This window comes from Mesorhizobium sp. M1307 (assembly GCF_040318155.1).
GTDB lineage: Bacteria > Pseudomonadota > Alphaproteobacteria > Rhizobiales > Rhizobiaceae > Mesorhizobium.
Genome location: NZ_JAMYLR010000042.1, coordinates 1 through 17,065 on the forward strand (window position 1 = coordinate 1; position 17,065 = coordinate 17,065).

At 61.6% G+C, this 17,065-nt stretch carries 12 protein-coding genes and 1 pseudogene; 11 read left to right on the forward strand and 2 right to left on the reverse strand.

Translation table 11 applies throughout. The features are described 5' to 3' along the window. Positions 1-194: 194 nt before the first annotated feature. The 4 genes from NKH16_RS28595 to NKH16_RS28610 are packed head-to-tail and all read left to right on the forward strand — an operon-like array spanning position 195 to position 5,407. Complete coding sequence (locus tag NKH16_RS28595; RefSeq protein WP_031211897.1) at positions 195-1,202, forward strand: ABC transporter permease; 1,008 nt, start codon at positions 195-197, stop codon at positions 1,200-1,202. Between the two features lies 1 nt (position 1,203). Further along, complete coding sequence (locus NKH16_RS28600; RefSeq protein ID WP_352903045.1) at positions 1,204-2,337, forward strand: ABC transporter permease; 1,134 nt, start codon at positions 1,204-1,206, stop codon at positions 2,335-2,337. A 10-nt stretch (positions 2,338-2,347) separates the two neighbouring features. Then, positions 2,348-4,015, forward strand: a complete 1,668-nt coding sequence (locus NKH16_RS28605) for an ABC transporter ATP-binding protein (RefSeq protein ID WP_352748228.1) — start codon at positions 2,348-2,350, stop codon at positions 4,013-4,015. 21 nt (positions 4,016-4,036) lie between these two features. Further along, the gene (locus tag NKH16_RS28610) at positions 4,037-5,407 is read left to right on the forward strand and encodes an alpha-glucosidase/alpha-galactosidase (RefSeq protein ID WP_352748223.1); all 1,371 of its coding nucleotides are present in this window, start codon (positions 4,037-4,039) and stop codon (positions 5,405-5,407) included. Positions 5,408-5,433: 26 nt separating this feature from the next. Here NKH16_RS28610 and NKH16_RS28615 read toward each other — a convergent pair whose 3' ends face one another. Next, positions 5,434-6,636 carry an ROK family transcriptional regulator gene (locus tag NKH16_RS28615; RefSeq protein ID WP_352748221.1) on the reverse strand — a complete coding sequence of 401 codons (1,203 nt, stop codon included), beginning with the start codon at positions 6,634-6,636 and terminating at the stop codon, positions 5,434-5,436. A gap of 243 nt (positions 6,637-6,879) precedes the next feature. On the opposite strand from NKH16_RS28615, the gene NKH16_RS28620 reads away from it, so the two are divergent. The 7 genes and pseudogenes from NKH16_RS28620 (at position 6,880) to NKH16_RS28650 (ending at position 15,810) form a co-directional block, all read left to right on the forward strand. After that, positions 6,880-8,151 (forward strand): ABC transporter substrate-binding protein, encoded by a 1,272-nt coding sequence (locus NKH16_RS28620; protein ID WP_352748218.1) that lies wholly within the window; start codon positions 6,880-6,882, stop codon positions 8,149-8,151. A gap of 71 nt (positions 8,152-8,222) precedes the next feature. After that, positions 8,223-9,107, forward strand: a complete 885-nt coding sequence (locus NKH16_RS28625; RefSeq protein WP_352748217.1) for a carbohydrate ABC transporter permease — start codon at positions 8,223-8,225, stop codon at positions 9,105-9,107. Then, positions 9,107-9,958 carry a carbohydrate ABC transporter permease gene (locus NKH16_RS28630; protein ID WP_352452362.1) on the forward strand — a complete coding sequence of 284 codons (852 nt, stop codon included), beginning with the start codon at positions 9,107-9,109 and terminating at the stop codon, positions 9,956-9,958. The genes NKH16_RS28625 and NKH16_RS28630 overlap by 1 nt, the downstream gene beginning before the upstream one ends. 61 nt (positions 9,959-10,019) lie before the next feature. Then, positions 10,020-11,159, forward strand: coding sequence for an ABC transporter ATP-binding protein (locus tag NKH16_RS28635; protein WP_352743577.1), 1,140 nt, complete (start codon positions 10,020-10,022; stop codon positions 11,157-11,159). A gap of 18 nt (positions 11,160-11,177) precedes the next feature. Further along, entirely contained in the window at positions 11,178-13,319 is a 2,142-nt protein-coding gene (locus NKH16_RS28640) for a beta-galactosidase (RefSeq protein WP_352748213.1), read from the forward strand. A 225-nt stretch (positions 13,320-13,544) separates the two neighbouring features. Further along, positions 13,545-14,786, forward strand: a pseudogene (locus tag NKH16_RS28645) (acyl-CoA dehydrogenase family protein). Positions 14,787-14,793: 7 nt separating this feature from the next. Then, a complete protein-coding gene (locus NKH16_RS28650; RefSeq protein ID WP_352452367.1) occupies positions 14,794-15,810 on the forward strand; it encodes a phosphotransferase family protein in 1,017 nt (338 codons plus the stop codon). A 43-nt stretch (positions 15,811-15,853) separates the two neighbouring features. Here the strand turns inward: NKH16_RS28650 and ftsZ are convergent, their stop codons facing one another. Next, complete coding sequence (gene ftsZ / locus NKH16_RS28655) at positions 15,854-16,861, reverse strand: cell division protein FtsZ (RefSeq protein ID WP_023677189.1); 1,008 nt, start codon at positions 16,859-16,861, stop codon at positions 15,854-15,856. Positions 16,862-17,065: the final 204 nt, after the last annotated feature.

Here is a 17,065-nt window from a genome sequence, read left to right on the forward strand (position 1 = left end):
TGATTTTTTTATACCTACAACTACCACTTTCGCCCCCCCCTCGGGCCCCGCCACGCCGGTTCAACCGGCCCCTTTTAATTGGTTTTCCCCCCCTTCAGTCTCTCCCCGCCCGCCCCCTGGGGGGGGGCCCGGACAAAGCAAACCTCCGTACGCTCAAAGAGAGCGACCGGCCAGACAAGGAAGCGGACCGACCGATGTTGCGATTCCTGCTCACGCGCATAGCGTCGGCGATCCCGGTCCTCGCCATTCTGAGCCTGGTCACCTTCGCCATCATCCAGGCGCCGCCGGGCGACTATGCCGACTACATTCGCTCGCAGTTGATCAATCAGGGCGGGGCCTCATTCGCCGAAGCCGACGCGCAGGCCAAGGCCTATCGGATAGAACATGGTCTCGATAAGCCGCTGCCCGTCCAGTATCTCAACTGGATCGGCGGCATCATCACCCGCGGCGATTTCGGCTATAGCCTCTATTACAATAAGCCGGTGGCCGATGTGGTGGGCGAGCGGCTGCCGCGCACGCTGCTCCTGGCGCTGGTGTGCCATCTGTTGGCCTCGGTCCTCGGTATCACCTTCGGCATATGGGCGGCGACCAGGCAGTACAGCTGGATCGACAGTACGCTGTCAGCGATTTCCTTCCTCGGCATGACGGTGCCGCGCTTCCTGATGGCGCTGATCATCGTCTATCTGCTGGTCTTCCAGTTCAACGTCTCCGAGATCGGCAGCTTCTTTTCGCCGCAATTTGGCGGGGCGCCGTGGTCTTGGGCGAAGTTCGTCGATCTCGTCCGGCATGTCTGGCCGGTTGTCGCCATCGCCACCTTCGGCGGGCTCGCCTACAACATGCGGGTGATGCGCGGCAATCTGCTCGACACGCTGAACGCGCAATATGTCGAGACCGCTCGCGCCAAGGGCCTCAGCGGCGGTGCGGTCGTGATGCGCCATGCGGTGCCCAATGCGCTGCATCCGCTGGTCATGTATCAGGGCGTGGTGCTGCCCTATATGCTGACCGGCGAGATCGAGACCGCGATCATCTTTGCCCTGCCGACCGTCGGCCCGGCGATCGTTGGCTCGATGGCGGTCGGCGACGTCTATGTCACGGCGACATTCATGATGGTGCTGTCGGCGACGCTGATCGTCGGCAACATCATCGCCGACATGCTGCTCGTCATGCTCGATCCGCGTGTGCGCCAATATGCAGGGTCCTGAGATGCTTGCTTTCGAGCCCTCGCTGCCGCCACTTGCCGAGGAACCGGCCAAGATCAAGCCGCGCGGCAATGAGAGTTACATCGCACTCGTCTGGCGCCGCCTGAAACGGTCCTGGACCGGCATGGCCGGGCTCATCCTGGTCGCGTTTCTGGTGCTGCTGGCGGTGGTTGCCGACTTCTTCGCACCGATGGATCCCAAGGTGACCGATGTCGGCTTCGCCCCGCCGCAGATGATGAGCTTCCATGACATGGACGGCAACTTCGTCTTCCAGCCACGCGTCTATGCCCTGGCGGATTCGGAAGACCTCGACCCGGTTACCTTCCAACCCGTCGTCGGGCCGGACTACGACCATCCGCGGCTGCTCGGCTTCTTCGTCAAGGGAGCGGAGTACAGACTGCTCGGCCTGCTTCCCGCGAACCGGCACTTCTTCGGCTCGACCGACGGCCAGCCGGTGCACTTCCTTGGCACCGACAAATTCGGTCGCGATGTGCTGGCTCGTGCGATCTATGGTTCGCGCATCTCGTTGATGATCGCATTGACCGTGGTCTTCATCGTCACCGTGATCGGCACGACGGTCGGCATGGTGTCGGGCTATTTCGGCGGCACATTCGACGTCTGGGTCCAGCGCTTCGTCGAACTGGTGCTCGCGTTTCCGCAATTGCCGCTTTATCTGGCGCTGACCTCGCTGGTTCCGGTGACGGCGCCGACGAATGTCTTCCTGGCCTTCGTGATCGTCGTCATGTCGGCGCTCGGCTGGGCGCAGATGTCGCGCGAGGTGCGCGGCAAGACCCTGGCACTGGCGCGGATCGATTACGTTCGTGCGGCGATGGCGGTCGGCGCCACAGATGGCCGCATCATCATGCAACACATTTTTCCAAACGTGATGAGCCACGTGATCGTTGCGGTCACGTTGGCAATCCCCAGCGTGGTCCTGCTCGAATCCTTCCTCGGTTTTCTCGGCTTCGCGGTGAAGCCGCCGCTGATCTCCTGGGGCCTGATGCTGCAAGACACCGCGACCTATTCGGTCATCGGCACTTATCCCTGGATCCTTTCGCCGGTCGGCTTCGTGCTTGTCACCGTCTTCGCGTTCAACGCGCTTGGGGATGGACTGCGCGATGCGGTCGATCCTTATTGAGCATGACATGATGCAACACGCGCTCGTCAAATCCTTCGCACCGCCTGTCCGGCTCGACCATGACGGCCGTTCGGAAAACCCGGTCATTGATGCCCGCAACATCGCCGTCGATTTCAAGGTCGAACACGGCATGATCGAAGCCGTCAAGGACATCTCCTTCCAGCTCTATCGCGGCGAGACGATCGCCATTGTCGGCGAGTCGGGATCGGGCAAGTCGGTGACGGCGCGCACCGTCATGGGACTGTTGTCGAAGCGCGCAGTCGTGTCGCCGAAATCGACTGTCGAATACAACGGGGCCAACATCCTGAAATTTTCCGAGCGTGCGCGGCGCAAACTGCGCGGCGACCGCATCTCGATGATCTTTCAGGAGCCGATGAGTTCGCTTAACCCGATCTACACGATCGGCAGCCAGATCGTCGAGGCGATACGGGTGCATCGCAAGATGAGCCGCAGGCAGGCCGAAGCAAGAGCGCTCGAGCTGCTGCAGCAGGTACAGATTCCTGAGCCCCAGGCGCGGCTGAAACAATACCCGCACCAGCTTTCCGGCGGCCAACGCCAGCGTGTGATGATCGCCATGGCGCTGGCCAACGATCCCGATGTGCTGATCGCCGATGAGCCGACGACGGCGCTCGACGTCACGGTTCAGGCGCAGATCCTCAATCTCATCCGAAACCTGCAGAAGAAACTGCGCATGGCGGTGATCCTGATCACGCATGACCTGACCGTGGTGCGGCAGTTCTCCGACTATGTCTACGTCATGCAGCATGGGGAGATGCGCGAGCACAATGTGACGGAGAAGCTGTTCACCAATCCACAGCATCCCTACACCTGTCACCTGCTTGCCTCCGAGCCGCGCGGCCAGGCAAATCCGTTGCCGGAAGGCGCCGACGTTATTCTTGAAGCTAGGAATGTGCGCGTCTCCTTCATGCTGCGGCATGGCACGTTCATGAGGCCGGACCTGCGCGAACTCGTTGCCGTCGACAGCCTCAGCCTGACCCTTCGACGGCACGAGACGCTGGGTCTCGTTGGCGAATCCGGATCGGGCAAGACCACCTTCGGCGAGGCGTTGCTCAGGCTCAACACCACGGACAGCGGTGAGATCTATTTCGATAGCCAGCCGATCCATGGCTGTTCGCGGGCGCAGATGCGGCCGTTGCGGTCGCGCATGCAGGTCGTCTTCCAGGATCCGTTCTCGTCGCTCAACCCGCGCATGACGATCGGCCAGATCATCGAGGAAGGGCTGGTCGTCAACCGCATGGGCGCCACCAGGAACGATCGGATCGAGCGGGTGCGCGAGGCGCTGATCAGCGCCGGCATGCCCGGCGATATCCTGTCGCGCTTCCCGCACGAGTTTTCCGGCGGCCAGCGCCAGCGTATTGCGATTGCCCGCGCCGTCGCGCTCGAACCGGAATTCATCGTACTCGACGAGCCGACATCGGCGCTGGATCTCTCGGTCCAGGCGCAGATCATCGAATTGTTGCGCAAGCTGCAGCGCGAACGGGGCCTGAGCTACATCTTCATCTCGCACGACCTCAAGGTCGTGCGAGCGCTGTGCCACCGCGTCATCGTCATGCAGCACGGCAAGATCGTCGAAGAGGGGCCGGTCGACGAAGTCCTGTCCCATCCCAAGACCGCTTACACCGAACGGCTGGTCAAAGCCGCTTTCGAGGTAGCCTAATTGCTTATGCCGGAGGTTGTTGTGGCAAGAAATCCCAAGGTCGCTTTCATCGGAGCTGGCTCGACGGTGTTCATGAGGAACATCGTCGGCGACATATTGCAGCGTCCGGCTTTATCCGGCTCGACGATCGCGCTGATGGACATCAATCCGCAACGGCTCGAGGAAAGCGCAATCGTCGTCGGCAAGCTGATCTCGACGCTTGGCGTAAAGGCCAAAGCCGAAACCTATTCGGACCAGCGCAAGGCGCTGGCGGGCGCCGATTTCGTCGTCGTCGCCTTCCAGATCGGCGGCTACGAGCCCTGCACCGTAACTGATTTCGAAGTTCCGAAGAAATACGGGCTGCGCCAGACCATCGCCGATACGCTCGGTGTCGGCGGCATCATGCGAGGCTTGAGAACCGTGCCGCATCTCTGGAAGATCTGCGAGGACATGCTCGCGGTCTGCCCGCAGGCGATCATGCTGCAATATGTCAACCCGATGGCGATCAACACCTGGGCGATCGCGGAGAAATACCCTGACATCAAGCAGGTCGGCCTCTGCCATTCGGTGCAAGGCACGGCGATGGAACTGGCGCATGATCTCGACATTCCCTACGAGGAGATTCGCTACCGCTCGGCCGGCATCAATCACATGGCCTTCTACCTGAAGTTCGAGCATCGCCAGCCGGACGGCTCCTACCGCAATCTCTATCCGGATCTGCTGCGCGCCTACAGCGAAGGGCGGGCGCCGAAGCCTGGATGGAATCCGCGCTGCCCGAACAAGGTGCGCTACGAGATGCTGAAGCGCCTCGGTTACTTCGTCACCGAGAGCTCCGAACATTTCGCGGAATACACGCCCTATTTCATCAAGGACGGGCGCGAGGATCTGATCGAGAAATTCAGTATCCCGCTCGACGAATACCCGAAGCGCTGCATCGAGCAGATCGAACGCTGGAAGGGGCAAGCGGAAGCCTATCGCTCGGCTGACAAGATCGAAGTGGAGCAGTCGAAGGAATATGCGTCCTCGATCATGAACTCGGTCTGGACCGGTGAGCCGTCGGTGATCTACGGCAACGTCCGCAACAATGGCTGCATCACGTCATTGCCGTATAATTGCGCAGCCGAGGTGCCATGCCTCGTCGACGCCTCCGGCATTCAACCCACGTTCATTGGCGACCTGCCGGTGCAGCTCACCGCGCTGATCCGCACCAATATCAACGTCCAGGAGCTGACGGTCCAGGCGCTGATGACCGAGAACCGCGAGCACATCTACCACGCGGCGATGATGGACCCGCACACGGCGGCCGAGCTCGACCTCGACCAGATATGGTCGCTGGTCGATGATTTGCTGGTTGCGCATGGCGATTGGCTGCCGGCCTGGGCGCGTGGAGCGCGCAGCGTTCGGGCGGCCTGAGGCGCAGGGCTGTCTGTTTCACTCACCTATGCCGACCATAGGGCCGGCTTTGAAAGCGGAGCGGCGTTGCCGGCAGATGTTTCGAAATCAAAGAGTTTCTGCGTTACGAGAGCAGCCGCTCCCCTTGCCCAGGAATTGTCCTCCCAGTCCAGCAGCATTGGTGGTGCCGCGCGAAAGGTATTTTTCCCAAGCGTCAGCCGCATTGGGCCAAACAGCGCATCGCCAAACGACACGGCTTCACCGCCGACGACAATGACCTCCGGGTCGGTGATGTTGACAAGATTGGCGAGATGCCGGCCGATGCCATGTCCGGCTTCTTCGAGAATGGCGACGGCTCGCGGTTCGCGGTCTGCCAAGGCTGCCATAAGGCTGACTTTGCTATCCGTTTCGTCGTGCCCGGTGGCTTCGCGCCAGGTGCGCAGGATCGCCGGCTCGGCGTAATAGGCCATCAAGCAGCCGCGTTTTCCGCACTCGCAAAGGCGGCCGTTCTCTTCATAAGAGCTGTGGCCGAACTTGCCGGCGGCACCGTTCGCGCCGCGATAGAGTTTGCCATCGAAGACGAGCGCGCAGCCGATTCCGACGCCGATCGCCAGCACAGCCATATTGCGGTGCTGGCGTCCGAGGCCGAAGAGTTGCTGGGCAATGGCATAGGCATTGGTGTCGTCCTCAAGCCACACGGGGACGTCTACCAGTTCGGCCAGCATCGGGCCAAGGGGAACGTTGTCCCAGTTGTAGCGATTGCTGCGGATACACACAGCCTTCTGGTTGTCTATGACGCCAGGCATTGAAACGCCGATCCCGGCAAGCTTGGCAGCGGGCCGATCGACAATGGAAATCAGCTCCGGTACCGCCTTGGCCAAGGTCGCTATGATATGGTCGGGATCGCTGTCCGAGAGCTTGACGCGCAGAGACCCCAGCGGATTGGTCGCAAGATCGGTGACCACGCATTCGACCGATCCGACCATCAGCTTGAAACCTATGGCAAGGCCGTTGGCATAGTTGATATCCACCGGGATAGGGCGGCGCCCAGCCGAGCCCACGACTGTCTTGCCTTCGATCAGCAGGCCATCCTCGATGAGGTCGGCCACGACGAAGGTGACCGCTGCCGGACTAAGGCCGGTAACTGACGCTATGTCGGCCCGGCTGCGCGCTCCTTGCTGCCGCAAGAGATTGAGGATCAGTCTGCGGTTCATCGCCCGAGTCGTGCTCGGGTCACCCTTGAGCTTCACGGATCTGCTTTCTTAATTTTGTAAATTAATTATTGCCTCTCGAGAAAACATATGCGTAAGTTTGCCCGACTGTTCAACACCCGAACCGGGGGTCAGCGAAATTAATCCGGTTAGCAATGTCACCGCGCTCTGAAGCAGCGGGCAAGCATGTTCCCTTGCCCGGGAGGTGAGCCGTGCCGTTGAGAAGAACAACCGCGCCGGCCGGTGTGCCAGTAGAGAATTGACAACACGGGAGGAGTAACAATGACGTTCAAGTGGATTGAAAAGCCGTCGACGCGGCGCAATTTCCTGAAGGGAGCCGGGGGCATTTCTGCTGGAGCTCTCGCGGGCTTCCCGATGCCGGCACTCAGCCAGTCGAGCGAAGTCACCATCATTTCAGACGAAAACAATGCCGATGCCCTGCGGATCTTGCGGCGCATCGCGGCCGATTTCGAGAAGCAGTCCGGCACCAAGGTTGTGATCAACAATATGGATCACGAGGCCCACAAGACCGCGATCCGCAACTACCTTGTCGCCGGCGCGCCGGATGTCTGCTTCTGGTTCTCCGGAAACCGCATGCGCGCCTTCGTCACCCGCGGCCTGTTCGACGACATCTCGGATCTGTTCGAGAAGGAAAAGTACAAGGACGTGCTGGGTGCCACGACCGGTGCCGTCACTGTCGACGGCAAGCAGTATGGCCTGCCGACTGGCGGCACGATGTGGGGCATGTTCTATCGCAAGGACGTCTTTGCCGAGCACGGACTGACGGTGCCGGCGACCTGGGACGAATTCCTTGCTTACGGCCAGAAGTCCAAGGCTGCCGGCCTTATTCCCGTCAGCATCGGCACCAAGGAACTCTGGCCGGCGGCCGGATGGTTCGACCAGATGAACCTGCGGATCAACGGTCTCGACAAGCATTTTGCCTTGATGAACGGCAAGATGGCTTACACCGACCCGGCGCTGACGCCTGTTTTCGACCACTGGGAAGAGCTGATCAAGCAGGGTTTCTTCACCCCGGATCAGACGTCGTTCGGCTGGCAGGAGGCCGGCGCCTTCCTCGCCCAGAAGAAGGCCGGCATGATGAACCTCGGTGCCTTCGTGAAAGCTACTTTCCCTGAGCAGGATCTCGAGCAGCTGACATTCGCCCCTTTCCCGAAGATTGACGGCGCCCTCGACCGCTACGAAGAATTCTCGGTCAATTCGGTCCACATCCCGGCCAACGCCAAGAACAAGGCGGGTGCCCGCGAGTTCCTCGCCTTCTTCTACCAGCCGGAAAATTTCGGCCCCTATCTGGAACCCGGCGGCAACGTTCCGCCGCGCAACGACCTTCCGGCCAGCAAGGACCCGCTGGTCAACGCGGCTGTGGAAAGCCTGAAGACGGTGGCCGGCACGTCGCAATATTACGACCGCGATACTGATCCCGACATGGCCCAGGCCGGCCTGGTCGGCTTCCAGGAATTCATGGCCAAGCCGGATCGCCGGGACGCCATTCTTCAGCGTCTCGAGGGAACCCGTCGCCGGATCTTCAAGATCTAGCGCCTCCCAGCGGAGGGGAGCGGGGTTCGTGCTCTGCTCCCCGATGCATTCCGTGAATGAGGTCTCCCAAAATGACGAAGCTTTGGCGCCGCCATCGCTGGTGGCTGACACCGACACTTCTGATTCTGCCAGCCGCTGTGCTGTTTTCCGTCGTCATTCTGGCCTCTGCGGTCGAGAGCCTATGGATCAGCCTGCACGAATGGGACGGCTTCAGCCCGATGGTCTGGATCGGCCTTGGCAACTACCGCGAATTGTTCGCCGATCCACAGTTCTATGTTTCGCTGAAGAACAATCTGATCTGGTTGGTAATGTTCATGCTGGCGCCGCCGGTCGGCCTCGCCATTGCGCTGCTCGTCAACCAGAAAATCCGCGGCATGCGCCTGCTCAAATCGCTGTTCTTCATTCCGCTGGTGCTGGCTTCGGTTGCCGTCGGCGTGGTCTTCACCTGGGTCTATACGCCGGAATTCGGACTTCTCGCCCTGATCTTCCGCACCTTCGGCGCGACCGCCCCGGCAGTGCTGTCGGATGAAAATTTCGTCACCTTCGCCGTCGTGATCGCAGCGTTGTGGCCGCAGATCGCCTTCTGCATGGTGCTCTATCTCGCCGGCCTCAACAATCTCAGCGAGGACCTGATCGGCGCCGGGCGGGTCGACGGCGCCAGGGGCTGGAACATGCTGCGCCACATCGTGTTGCCGCAGCTGACGCAGGTCACCTTTATCGCCATCGCCGTCACTGTCGTCGGCGCACTGCGTTCCTTCGACATGGTCTCGGTGATGACCAGCGGCGGCCCCTTCGGTTCGTCCGAGGTGCTTGCCTATCAGATGTTCGAGCAGTCCATATTTTCCTACCGCTTCGGCTATGGCGCGGCCATTGCCTCGGTGCTGTTCGTGATCATGGCGGTCTTCATCGCCTGGTACCTGACGCGGATGATCCGCGCCGATGAAAGAGGCGGCTGATGTTTCCCCGCCCGATTCCCGAGACTGCTATTTGGCAGCGTGGCCTCTATGTCGTGCTGGTGGTCGGCATCCTGATTGTCTGGCTGGCGCCGCTCTTTGCCATCATCCTTACCTCGTTCCGCTCTACGCAGGATGTCATGGGCGGCAATCTGTGGGGCTGGCCGACCCAATTCGGCCTGGTCGACAACTACACGGCGGTCTTCACCCAGACGCCGATGGCCCGCTACTTCCTCAACAGCCTGACGATCACCATCCCCTCGGTGATGGGCGTTCTCATCTTGAGCACGCTCGCGGGGTTCGTGCTCGCCCGTTACCGTTTTCGCGGCAACATGCTCGTCTTCGCCCTGTTCGTCGGCGGAAACTTCCTGCCGCACCAGATCATGATGATCCCGGTGCGCGATCTCATGGTGCGGCTCAACCTCTACGACACGATGGCCGCCCTGATCATCTTCCACATCGCCTTCCAGACCGGGTTTGCGACACTGTTCATGCGCAACTTCATCGCCGCGTTGCCGGGAGAACTGTTTCAGGCCGCCAGGGCCGAGGGCGCGACACCGTTTCAGACATTGGTACATGTCGTGGTGCCGCTGGTGCGGCCGGCTCTTGCGGCGCTGGCGATCCTGCTCTTCACCTTCATCTGGAACGATTATTTCTGGGCGGTCGTGCTCACCATCAGCGATACCGTCAAACCGGTAACCGCTGGCCTGGCCAACCTGCGCGGCGAATGGGTTTCGGCCTGGAACCTGATCTCGGCCGGCACCATCGTCGTGGCTTTGCCGCCGGTTGCCATGTTCTTCCTAATGCAGAAGCACTTCATCACCGGCCTCACCATGGGAGCGGTCAAGGGATGAGCGACCATGGCTTCAAGGCGTCGCCCACCCGATCCGAAACTGATTTCGCAAGCAGGGCTCCATGACCAGTCTTGAACTCCGGCAGATACAAAAGAATTATGGCAGCTACCACGCGCTGCGCGGCATCGATCTCAGCGTCGAACAGGGCGAGTTCATTGTCACCGTCGGGCCGTCCGGCTGTGGCAAGTCAACGCTGTTGAAGATCATCGCCGGGCTTGAAACCGTCTCGACCGGTAAGATTCTGATCAACGGCCGTGATGTCACCACCACCGAGCCGGGTGAGCGCGGCATTGCCATGGTCTTCCAGTCCTATGCGCTTTACCCGCATATGACCGTCGCCGAGAACATGGGTTTCGGCCTGCGCATGGCGCATCGCCCCAAGGCCGAGATCGATGCCGCCGTGCTGCGAGCCGCCAAGATCCTTCGCATTACCGACCAGCTCGACAAGCGGCCGAAACAGCTTTCCGGCGGCCAGCGTCAGCGTGTGGCGATCGGCCGTGCGATAACCCGCTCGCCCGACGTGTTCCTGTTCGACGAACCATTGTCCAACCTCGACGCAGCGCTGCGCACGCAGATGCGCGTCGAGCTTTCCGATCTGCACGCCAGGCTCGGCGCCACCATGGTCTATGTCACGCACGACCAGACCGAGGCGATGACAATGGCGAGCCGTATCGTCGTGCTCAATCGCGGCTCGGTCGAGCAGGTGGGCGCTCCGCTCGAACTCTATCGCAATCCGGCCAACCTTTTCGTCGCGGGCTTCCTCGGCGCACCCCGGATGAATTTTTTCGAAGTGACCGTCGCCGCTGTCTCCGGCGGCGCCGCCACGCTGTCGACCGCCGGTCTTTCTCCTTTGACTGTCGAACTGACGGAAGCGGCATCCGTACAGGTCGGCGATAGGGTGACGATGGGGATTCGGCCGGAGAGCATCAGCTTGGCCGCGGAAGGGACAGCGAGTTTTGCCGCACGGGTGCGGCTGGTCGAGCATCTCGGCCGCGAGACCATCCTCTATGCCGACGCCGGCCCGCTGCAATGCGTCAGTTCTGAAAGCGGCAGCGGCAACGTCACCGTCCAGATCGGCCATGCGAGTGCCGTCGCTGCCGATGCGACCGTCGGCTTCAAGGTCGAGCCGCGTGACGTCTATCTCTTTTCCTCTGTCGATGAGCGGACAATCAGTGCCCGCAAATCCACCATCACCGACTGATCTGCAGGAGTATCCTTCGTGAACAAGACTTCAAGAGGCCGCGCCCTGTCGGTCTGGCGCACGATCCAGACCGACCGCTTTCTGGTCGGCGCGCCGCACTACCCCGAACATGTGGACGAGAGTTACTGGGACAACGACGCCCGGCGCATGGCCGAGGCCGGCTTCAACGTCGCCCGCCTCGGCGAATTCGCCTGGCACATTTTCGAACCGCGTGAAGGCACCTTCGATTTCGACCTGTTCGACCGGGCAATCGAGGGCCTCGCGCGTCACGGCGTCAACACGATCCTGTGCACGCCGACCGCCACCCCGCCGCGCTGGCTGACCGCAAAGCATCCGGAAATCCTGCGGCTTGATGGAAATGGCCGGTCGATGGGCCACGGCTCGCGCCAGTATGCCGACACCAGCAGCCCGGTGTTTCGCGACTATAGCCGCAAGATTACCAGGGCGATGGTGGACCACTACCGCGACAACGCAAATGTCATTGGCTGGCAGACCGACAACGAACTCAACACCAGCATGCCGGAATCCTACTCGCCGTCGGCATTGAAGGAATTCCAGGCTTATCTCCAGGAAACCTACCAGACGATAGACAGGCTGAACTTCGCCTGGGGTGGCGACTTCTGGGCGACGGCTTACGGCGATTTCAGCGAAATTGTCTTCCCGCTGGAATTCTCACCGTCCTTTCCCGGTCCCGGTCACCTCCAGGACTACCACCGTTTTCTCGCCTTTTCGACAGCACGGTTCCAGCACGACCAGGTCGAGATCCTGAGAAAAGCGAATGCCGGTTGGTTCATCTTCCACAATCTCGGCGGATTGCGTGACATCGACTTTCGCGGCCAATTCTCCACCGATCTCGACTTCGTCGGCTACGACATCTATCCGTTCCTCTATGACGAGTTCTTTCGCCTCGGCAATCACGCCAAGATCCAGGCGCTGCATCTCGACATCTGCAGGGGATTTTCCGGCAACTACATAGTGCCGGAACAACAGTCGGGCTTTGGCGCCCAGCCGGGCTTCTGCACGCTGACGCCGGAGCCGGGCGAAATGCGACGCATGGCGATGTCGTCGGTTGCGCGTGGCGCCGATGGGATCATGTTCTTCCGCTGGCGTCCCGCACATTTCGGCGCCGAGATATACTGGATGGGCATCATCGATCACGATGATGTCGCTCGCCGCCGCTATGACGAAGCCAGGCAGTTCGCCACCGAGATGACGGCGCTTAAAGACAAGATCCTAGGCACCCATGTGCGGATGGATGTCGGCATCGCCGGCTCGGACTTCGACAATCAGGAAGCCCACAAGACCTTCCCCATCGGCCTGCCAAGTCCGCAGGATGATGCAACCTTGCTGCATCAGTATTGCTATGACCGCGGCATCGCCTGCGGCTTCATCCACCCGGAAGACGATCTGTCGAAGCTCAAGGTGTTCTACGTGCCGCATTGGGTGATCTGGAAGGACAGCTGGACCGAGCGGCTGCAAGTCTTTGCCGAAAATGGCGGTACCGTCATCATCGGCGCGCGCACGGGAACCCGCGACGAAAACAACCACGTCATCCGCGAGACAGCGCCGGGCCAGTCGCTGTCGAAGCTGACCGGCGTTCGCGTCGAGGATTTCGGGCGGCTGGCGGCACCTGGGGCCAACGGCCTGTTCAATACCATGTCGCGCTCCGGCGGGCTCGTCATTCCTCCCGACAGACCGGCCGAATCCAGCCGCCGTATCCGTCGTTTCACCGTCGGAAACCACGAGTTCGATGCCGGTTATTTCTATGAGAACCTTGCAGTCGAACCGGAAGTCGAAATTGTAGGGGTTTGGTCGAACCGCTACGCGGCAGGAACGCCTGCAATTACCTCCCGCGCCGTCGGCAAGGGCCGTGTGCTCTATGTCGGCACTTATCTAACCCCGGAGCTGACAGCTCAACTCGCTACGCGCACTTTCGTGGATGCGAATGTGGAGCCTCTGGTTCCGGATCTGCCGGACGGCGTCGAGGTCACGATGCGCGAGAATGACGAACGCCGGCTGTTGTTCGTGCAAAACATCAAAGACACGCCCGTTACGGTAACCGGCGTTCCCTTCGGCAGCAACTTGCTCGATAGCGAAGGGCCTGTCCCCGGAGTGTTGACGCTGGACGGCTATGGCTGCGCTGTCCTCGAATTGATCTGAGCATTGTAGCGGACGTTAGCCATACGAAACCTGAGTACTCTTTGATCCTGGAATTCGACCGCCATCGGCAGCACGCCGGGCATCGATCCATATCGAACCGGCGCTTTGAACGTGCGCAAGGAACGGCCGGCGAACTGCTGTTGCTCCCATTCAACGACGGCAGTTACACTACCGGCGCGACCATCGGAGCCGATGGCGGCATCTCGTTTCATCCTTGTGAGCGCCATGAATTTCGGCATTTCCGTCCGAACCGAGGCCTTCCGCAGCCGGATCGCCGATTTCGTCGAGCGCGAAATCCTGCCGCTCGAGGCTGACAAGGCTTGCTATGACGGCCATGGCAATATTGCGCTGCCGCTGCTTGAAACGCTGCGGGGCAAGGCGAAAGCAGCCGGCCTGTGATGCCTGCAGCTGAAACCCGAGACCGGCGGGGCCGGCCTTTCCAAGGTGGATATGGCCGTCTGCTATGAAGAGATGAACCGCTCGATCTTCGGTCCGGTCGTGTTCAATTCCGCGGCCCCCGACGATGGCAACATGATGGTGCTGGAGCGACTGGGAACGCCGGAGCAGAAGCAAAGATGGCTGAAGCCGATCGTCGAGGGCAAGGTGCGTTCGGCCTTCGCAATGACGGAACCGCATCCGGGCGGCGGCTCCGACCCGTCGATGATCATGACCAGAGCCGAACGGCGCGGCGACAGATATGTCGTCAAAGGCCGCAAATGGTTCATCACCGGCGCGCAAGAGGCGAGCCACTTCATTCTCATTGCGCGCACTTCGGACGATCCGCGTCACGGCCTTTCGGCCTTGCTGTTCCACAAGGACCAGCCGGGCTGGCGGATCGTGCGGCGCATCGAGATCATGGGACCGGAAGAACATGGCGGCCATTGCGAGCTGGAGTTCGACGGCCTGGAAGTCCCGGTCGAGGACGTGCTTGCCGGCGAAGGCAGCGGCCTCATGGTTACCCAGGTCCGGCTCGGTCCGGCGCGGCTCACCCATTGCATGCGTTGGCTCGGGCTTGCCAAGCGCTGCATCGAGATCGCGCGCGCCTATGCCGCCGAGCGTAGCGGTTTCGGGCAGCTTTTGGCCGACCATGAGAGTATCCAGCTGATGCTCGGCGACCTTGCCATGCGCATCGAGATCGGGCGGCTGCTGGTGATGAAGGCGGCCTGGGAGCTCGATCGCGGCGGCTTTGCCCGCAAGGAGGTCTCCATGGCCAAGATCCAGGTCGCCAATGTGCTGCATGAAGCCGCCGACGTGGCGATCCAGATCAACGGCGCCCGCGGCTATTCGAAAGACACTGTACTCGAATGGATCTACCGCTACGCCCGCCAGGCTCGCCTGGTCGACGGCGCCGACGAGGTCCACAAGATGGTGCTCAACCGCTTTCTCAACGAGGAAGGTGCGGGCTTCTGGCGCTGGCATGTCGAAGCCGGCAGACAAGACGAAACAGGTCGCGGCGGGAACCGCTGAGCCGGCAATGAGGATGGATTTCGATCCAGTACGCCTGGAGGATTTTCTGAGAGCGCATTTTGGCGATGGCCAAATGTCGCTTGAGCGGATCGTCGGCGGCCAATCCAACCCGACCTATTTCGTCGACTATGGCGGCCGCCGCATGGTTCTGCGCAAGAAACCTCCGGGACCGATCCTGCGCGGCGCTCATGCGGTCGATCGCGAGTACCGGGTGATCGAGGCGCTAGCGTCGACAAAGGTGCCGGTGCCGCGGCCGGTGCTCTATCACGACGGCGACGAGCCGCTCGGCACGCCGTTCTATCTGATGCAGCGGCTCGACGGCCGGGTGTTCCACGATGGCTCGTTGCCGGGACTGGCGCCGGACGAGCGGCGCGGCATCTATTTCGGCATGGCCGAGGCGCTGGCAAAGCTGCACGCAGTCCGGCCGGAAGAGGTTGGGCTCGGCGACTATGGCCGTCCCGGGAACTATTTTGAGCGACAGATCGCGCGCTGGACCAGACAGTTGCGGGAATCGCCGAGCGAGCGCATTGCCGCGCTCGAAGCCGTCGCCGAATGGCTGCCGCGACATCTTCCGCCAGATGACGGCCACGTTTCGATCGCGCATGGCGATTTCCGTCTCGGCAATCTCATCTTCCATCCCGAGCGGCCCGAGGTGATCGGCATACTCGACTGGGAGTTATCGACCCTCGGCCATCCGCTTGCTGATCTCGGCTTCTGCTCGATGCCCTGGCATTCCTCATCGGACGAATATGGCGGCATCCTCGGCCTTGATCAGGCAGCGCTCGGGATTCCGACACAGCGCGAATTCCTCGATCATTACTTCGCCCACGCCGTGCCGACGGCGCCGCTGCAGCGGTTCCATCTGGTGTTTGCCATGTTCCGCTTTGCCGTGATCTTCGTCGGCATCGCCGACCGCGTGCTGGCCGGCAGCGCGGTTGCGGCCGATGCGGCGGATGTGGCACCGCTGGCCGGCTGTTTTGCTCTACGCGCCATGGAAGTCATCGACGGCGCGCGGCCCTGGTGACGCGAGGCTGGCGGTCGGCTGAGCGAGTTGCAGCGATACGCGTTCAGTTCATGCGGACTTCCGGTTCGGCAAGCAGTGGAATCTCCAGGCCACGCCGCAAGCCGGTCGCCACGACCGACACCCTGAATTTTCCGGCGAGTGCCTTGTCGAAGATGGCGCCGACGATGATGTCGGCATCGTTGTCGACCTCCTCGCGGATGCGGGTAGCGGCTTCGTCGACCTCGAACAGCGTCATGTCCATGCCGCCCGATATCGAGACAAGGACGCCCTTGGCGCCCATCATCGAAGCTTCGTCGAGCAGCGGGTTGGCGATTGCCGCTTCCGCTGCCTTCTTGGCGCGGCCTTCTCCGGCGGCTTCGCCGGTTCCCATCATGGCGCGGCCCATGTCGCGCATCACCGACTTCACATCGGCGAAGTCGAGATTGATCAGGCCTTCCTTGACGATCAGATCGGTGATGCAGCCGACACCCGCATAGAGGACCCGGTCGGCCATGGCGAAGGCGTCGGCGAACGTGGTTCTGGCGTCGGCGATCCTGAACAGGTTCTGGTTGGGAATGACGATGACGGTATCGGCGCTTTCGCGCAGGCGCTCGATGCCCTCATCGGCAGCGTACATGCGGCGCCTGCCTTCGAAGACGAATGGCTTGGTGACGACGGCAACGGTCAGTATTCCGGCTGCCCGCGCTGCCTGCGCTATAACAGGCGCGGCACCGGTGCCGGTTCCGCCTCCCATGCCGGCGGTCACGAAGCACATGTGCGTTCCAGCAAGGTGATCCATGATCTCGTCGATGGATTCCACGGCCGCGGCACGGCCGACCTCGGGCAGGGACCCGGCGCCGAGACCTTCGGTGATATGAGCGCCCAACTGGATCAGCCTCGTTGCCTTCGACATGGCAAGGGCCTGGGCATCGGTGTTGGCGACGATGAATTCCGCGCCCTGCAGGCCTTCGGCGATCATGTTGTTGACGGCGTTGCCGCCGCCGCCGCCGACCCCGACGACGGTGATCTTGGGCCTCATCTCCGAGATTACCGGCCTCGTCGCGGTGTTCATTGCCGTTCTCCCTGGATACGCCGAGTGGTCGCTGGAAGCTTGTCCCGGGCGCACTGCGAAAACTTTGAACCGGGCAGTGCGAATCAGGACAGCCCAGCACGAAGGGAATCAGAGCGCGGAGCGGGCTGCAAGTGCGCGATGTGCCTCATAGGCGACTTGCGTCTGAAAATTCACGCAATGCGCCTTGATACAGTGCAGATCGCG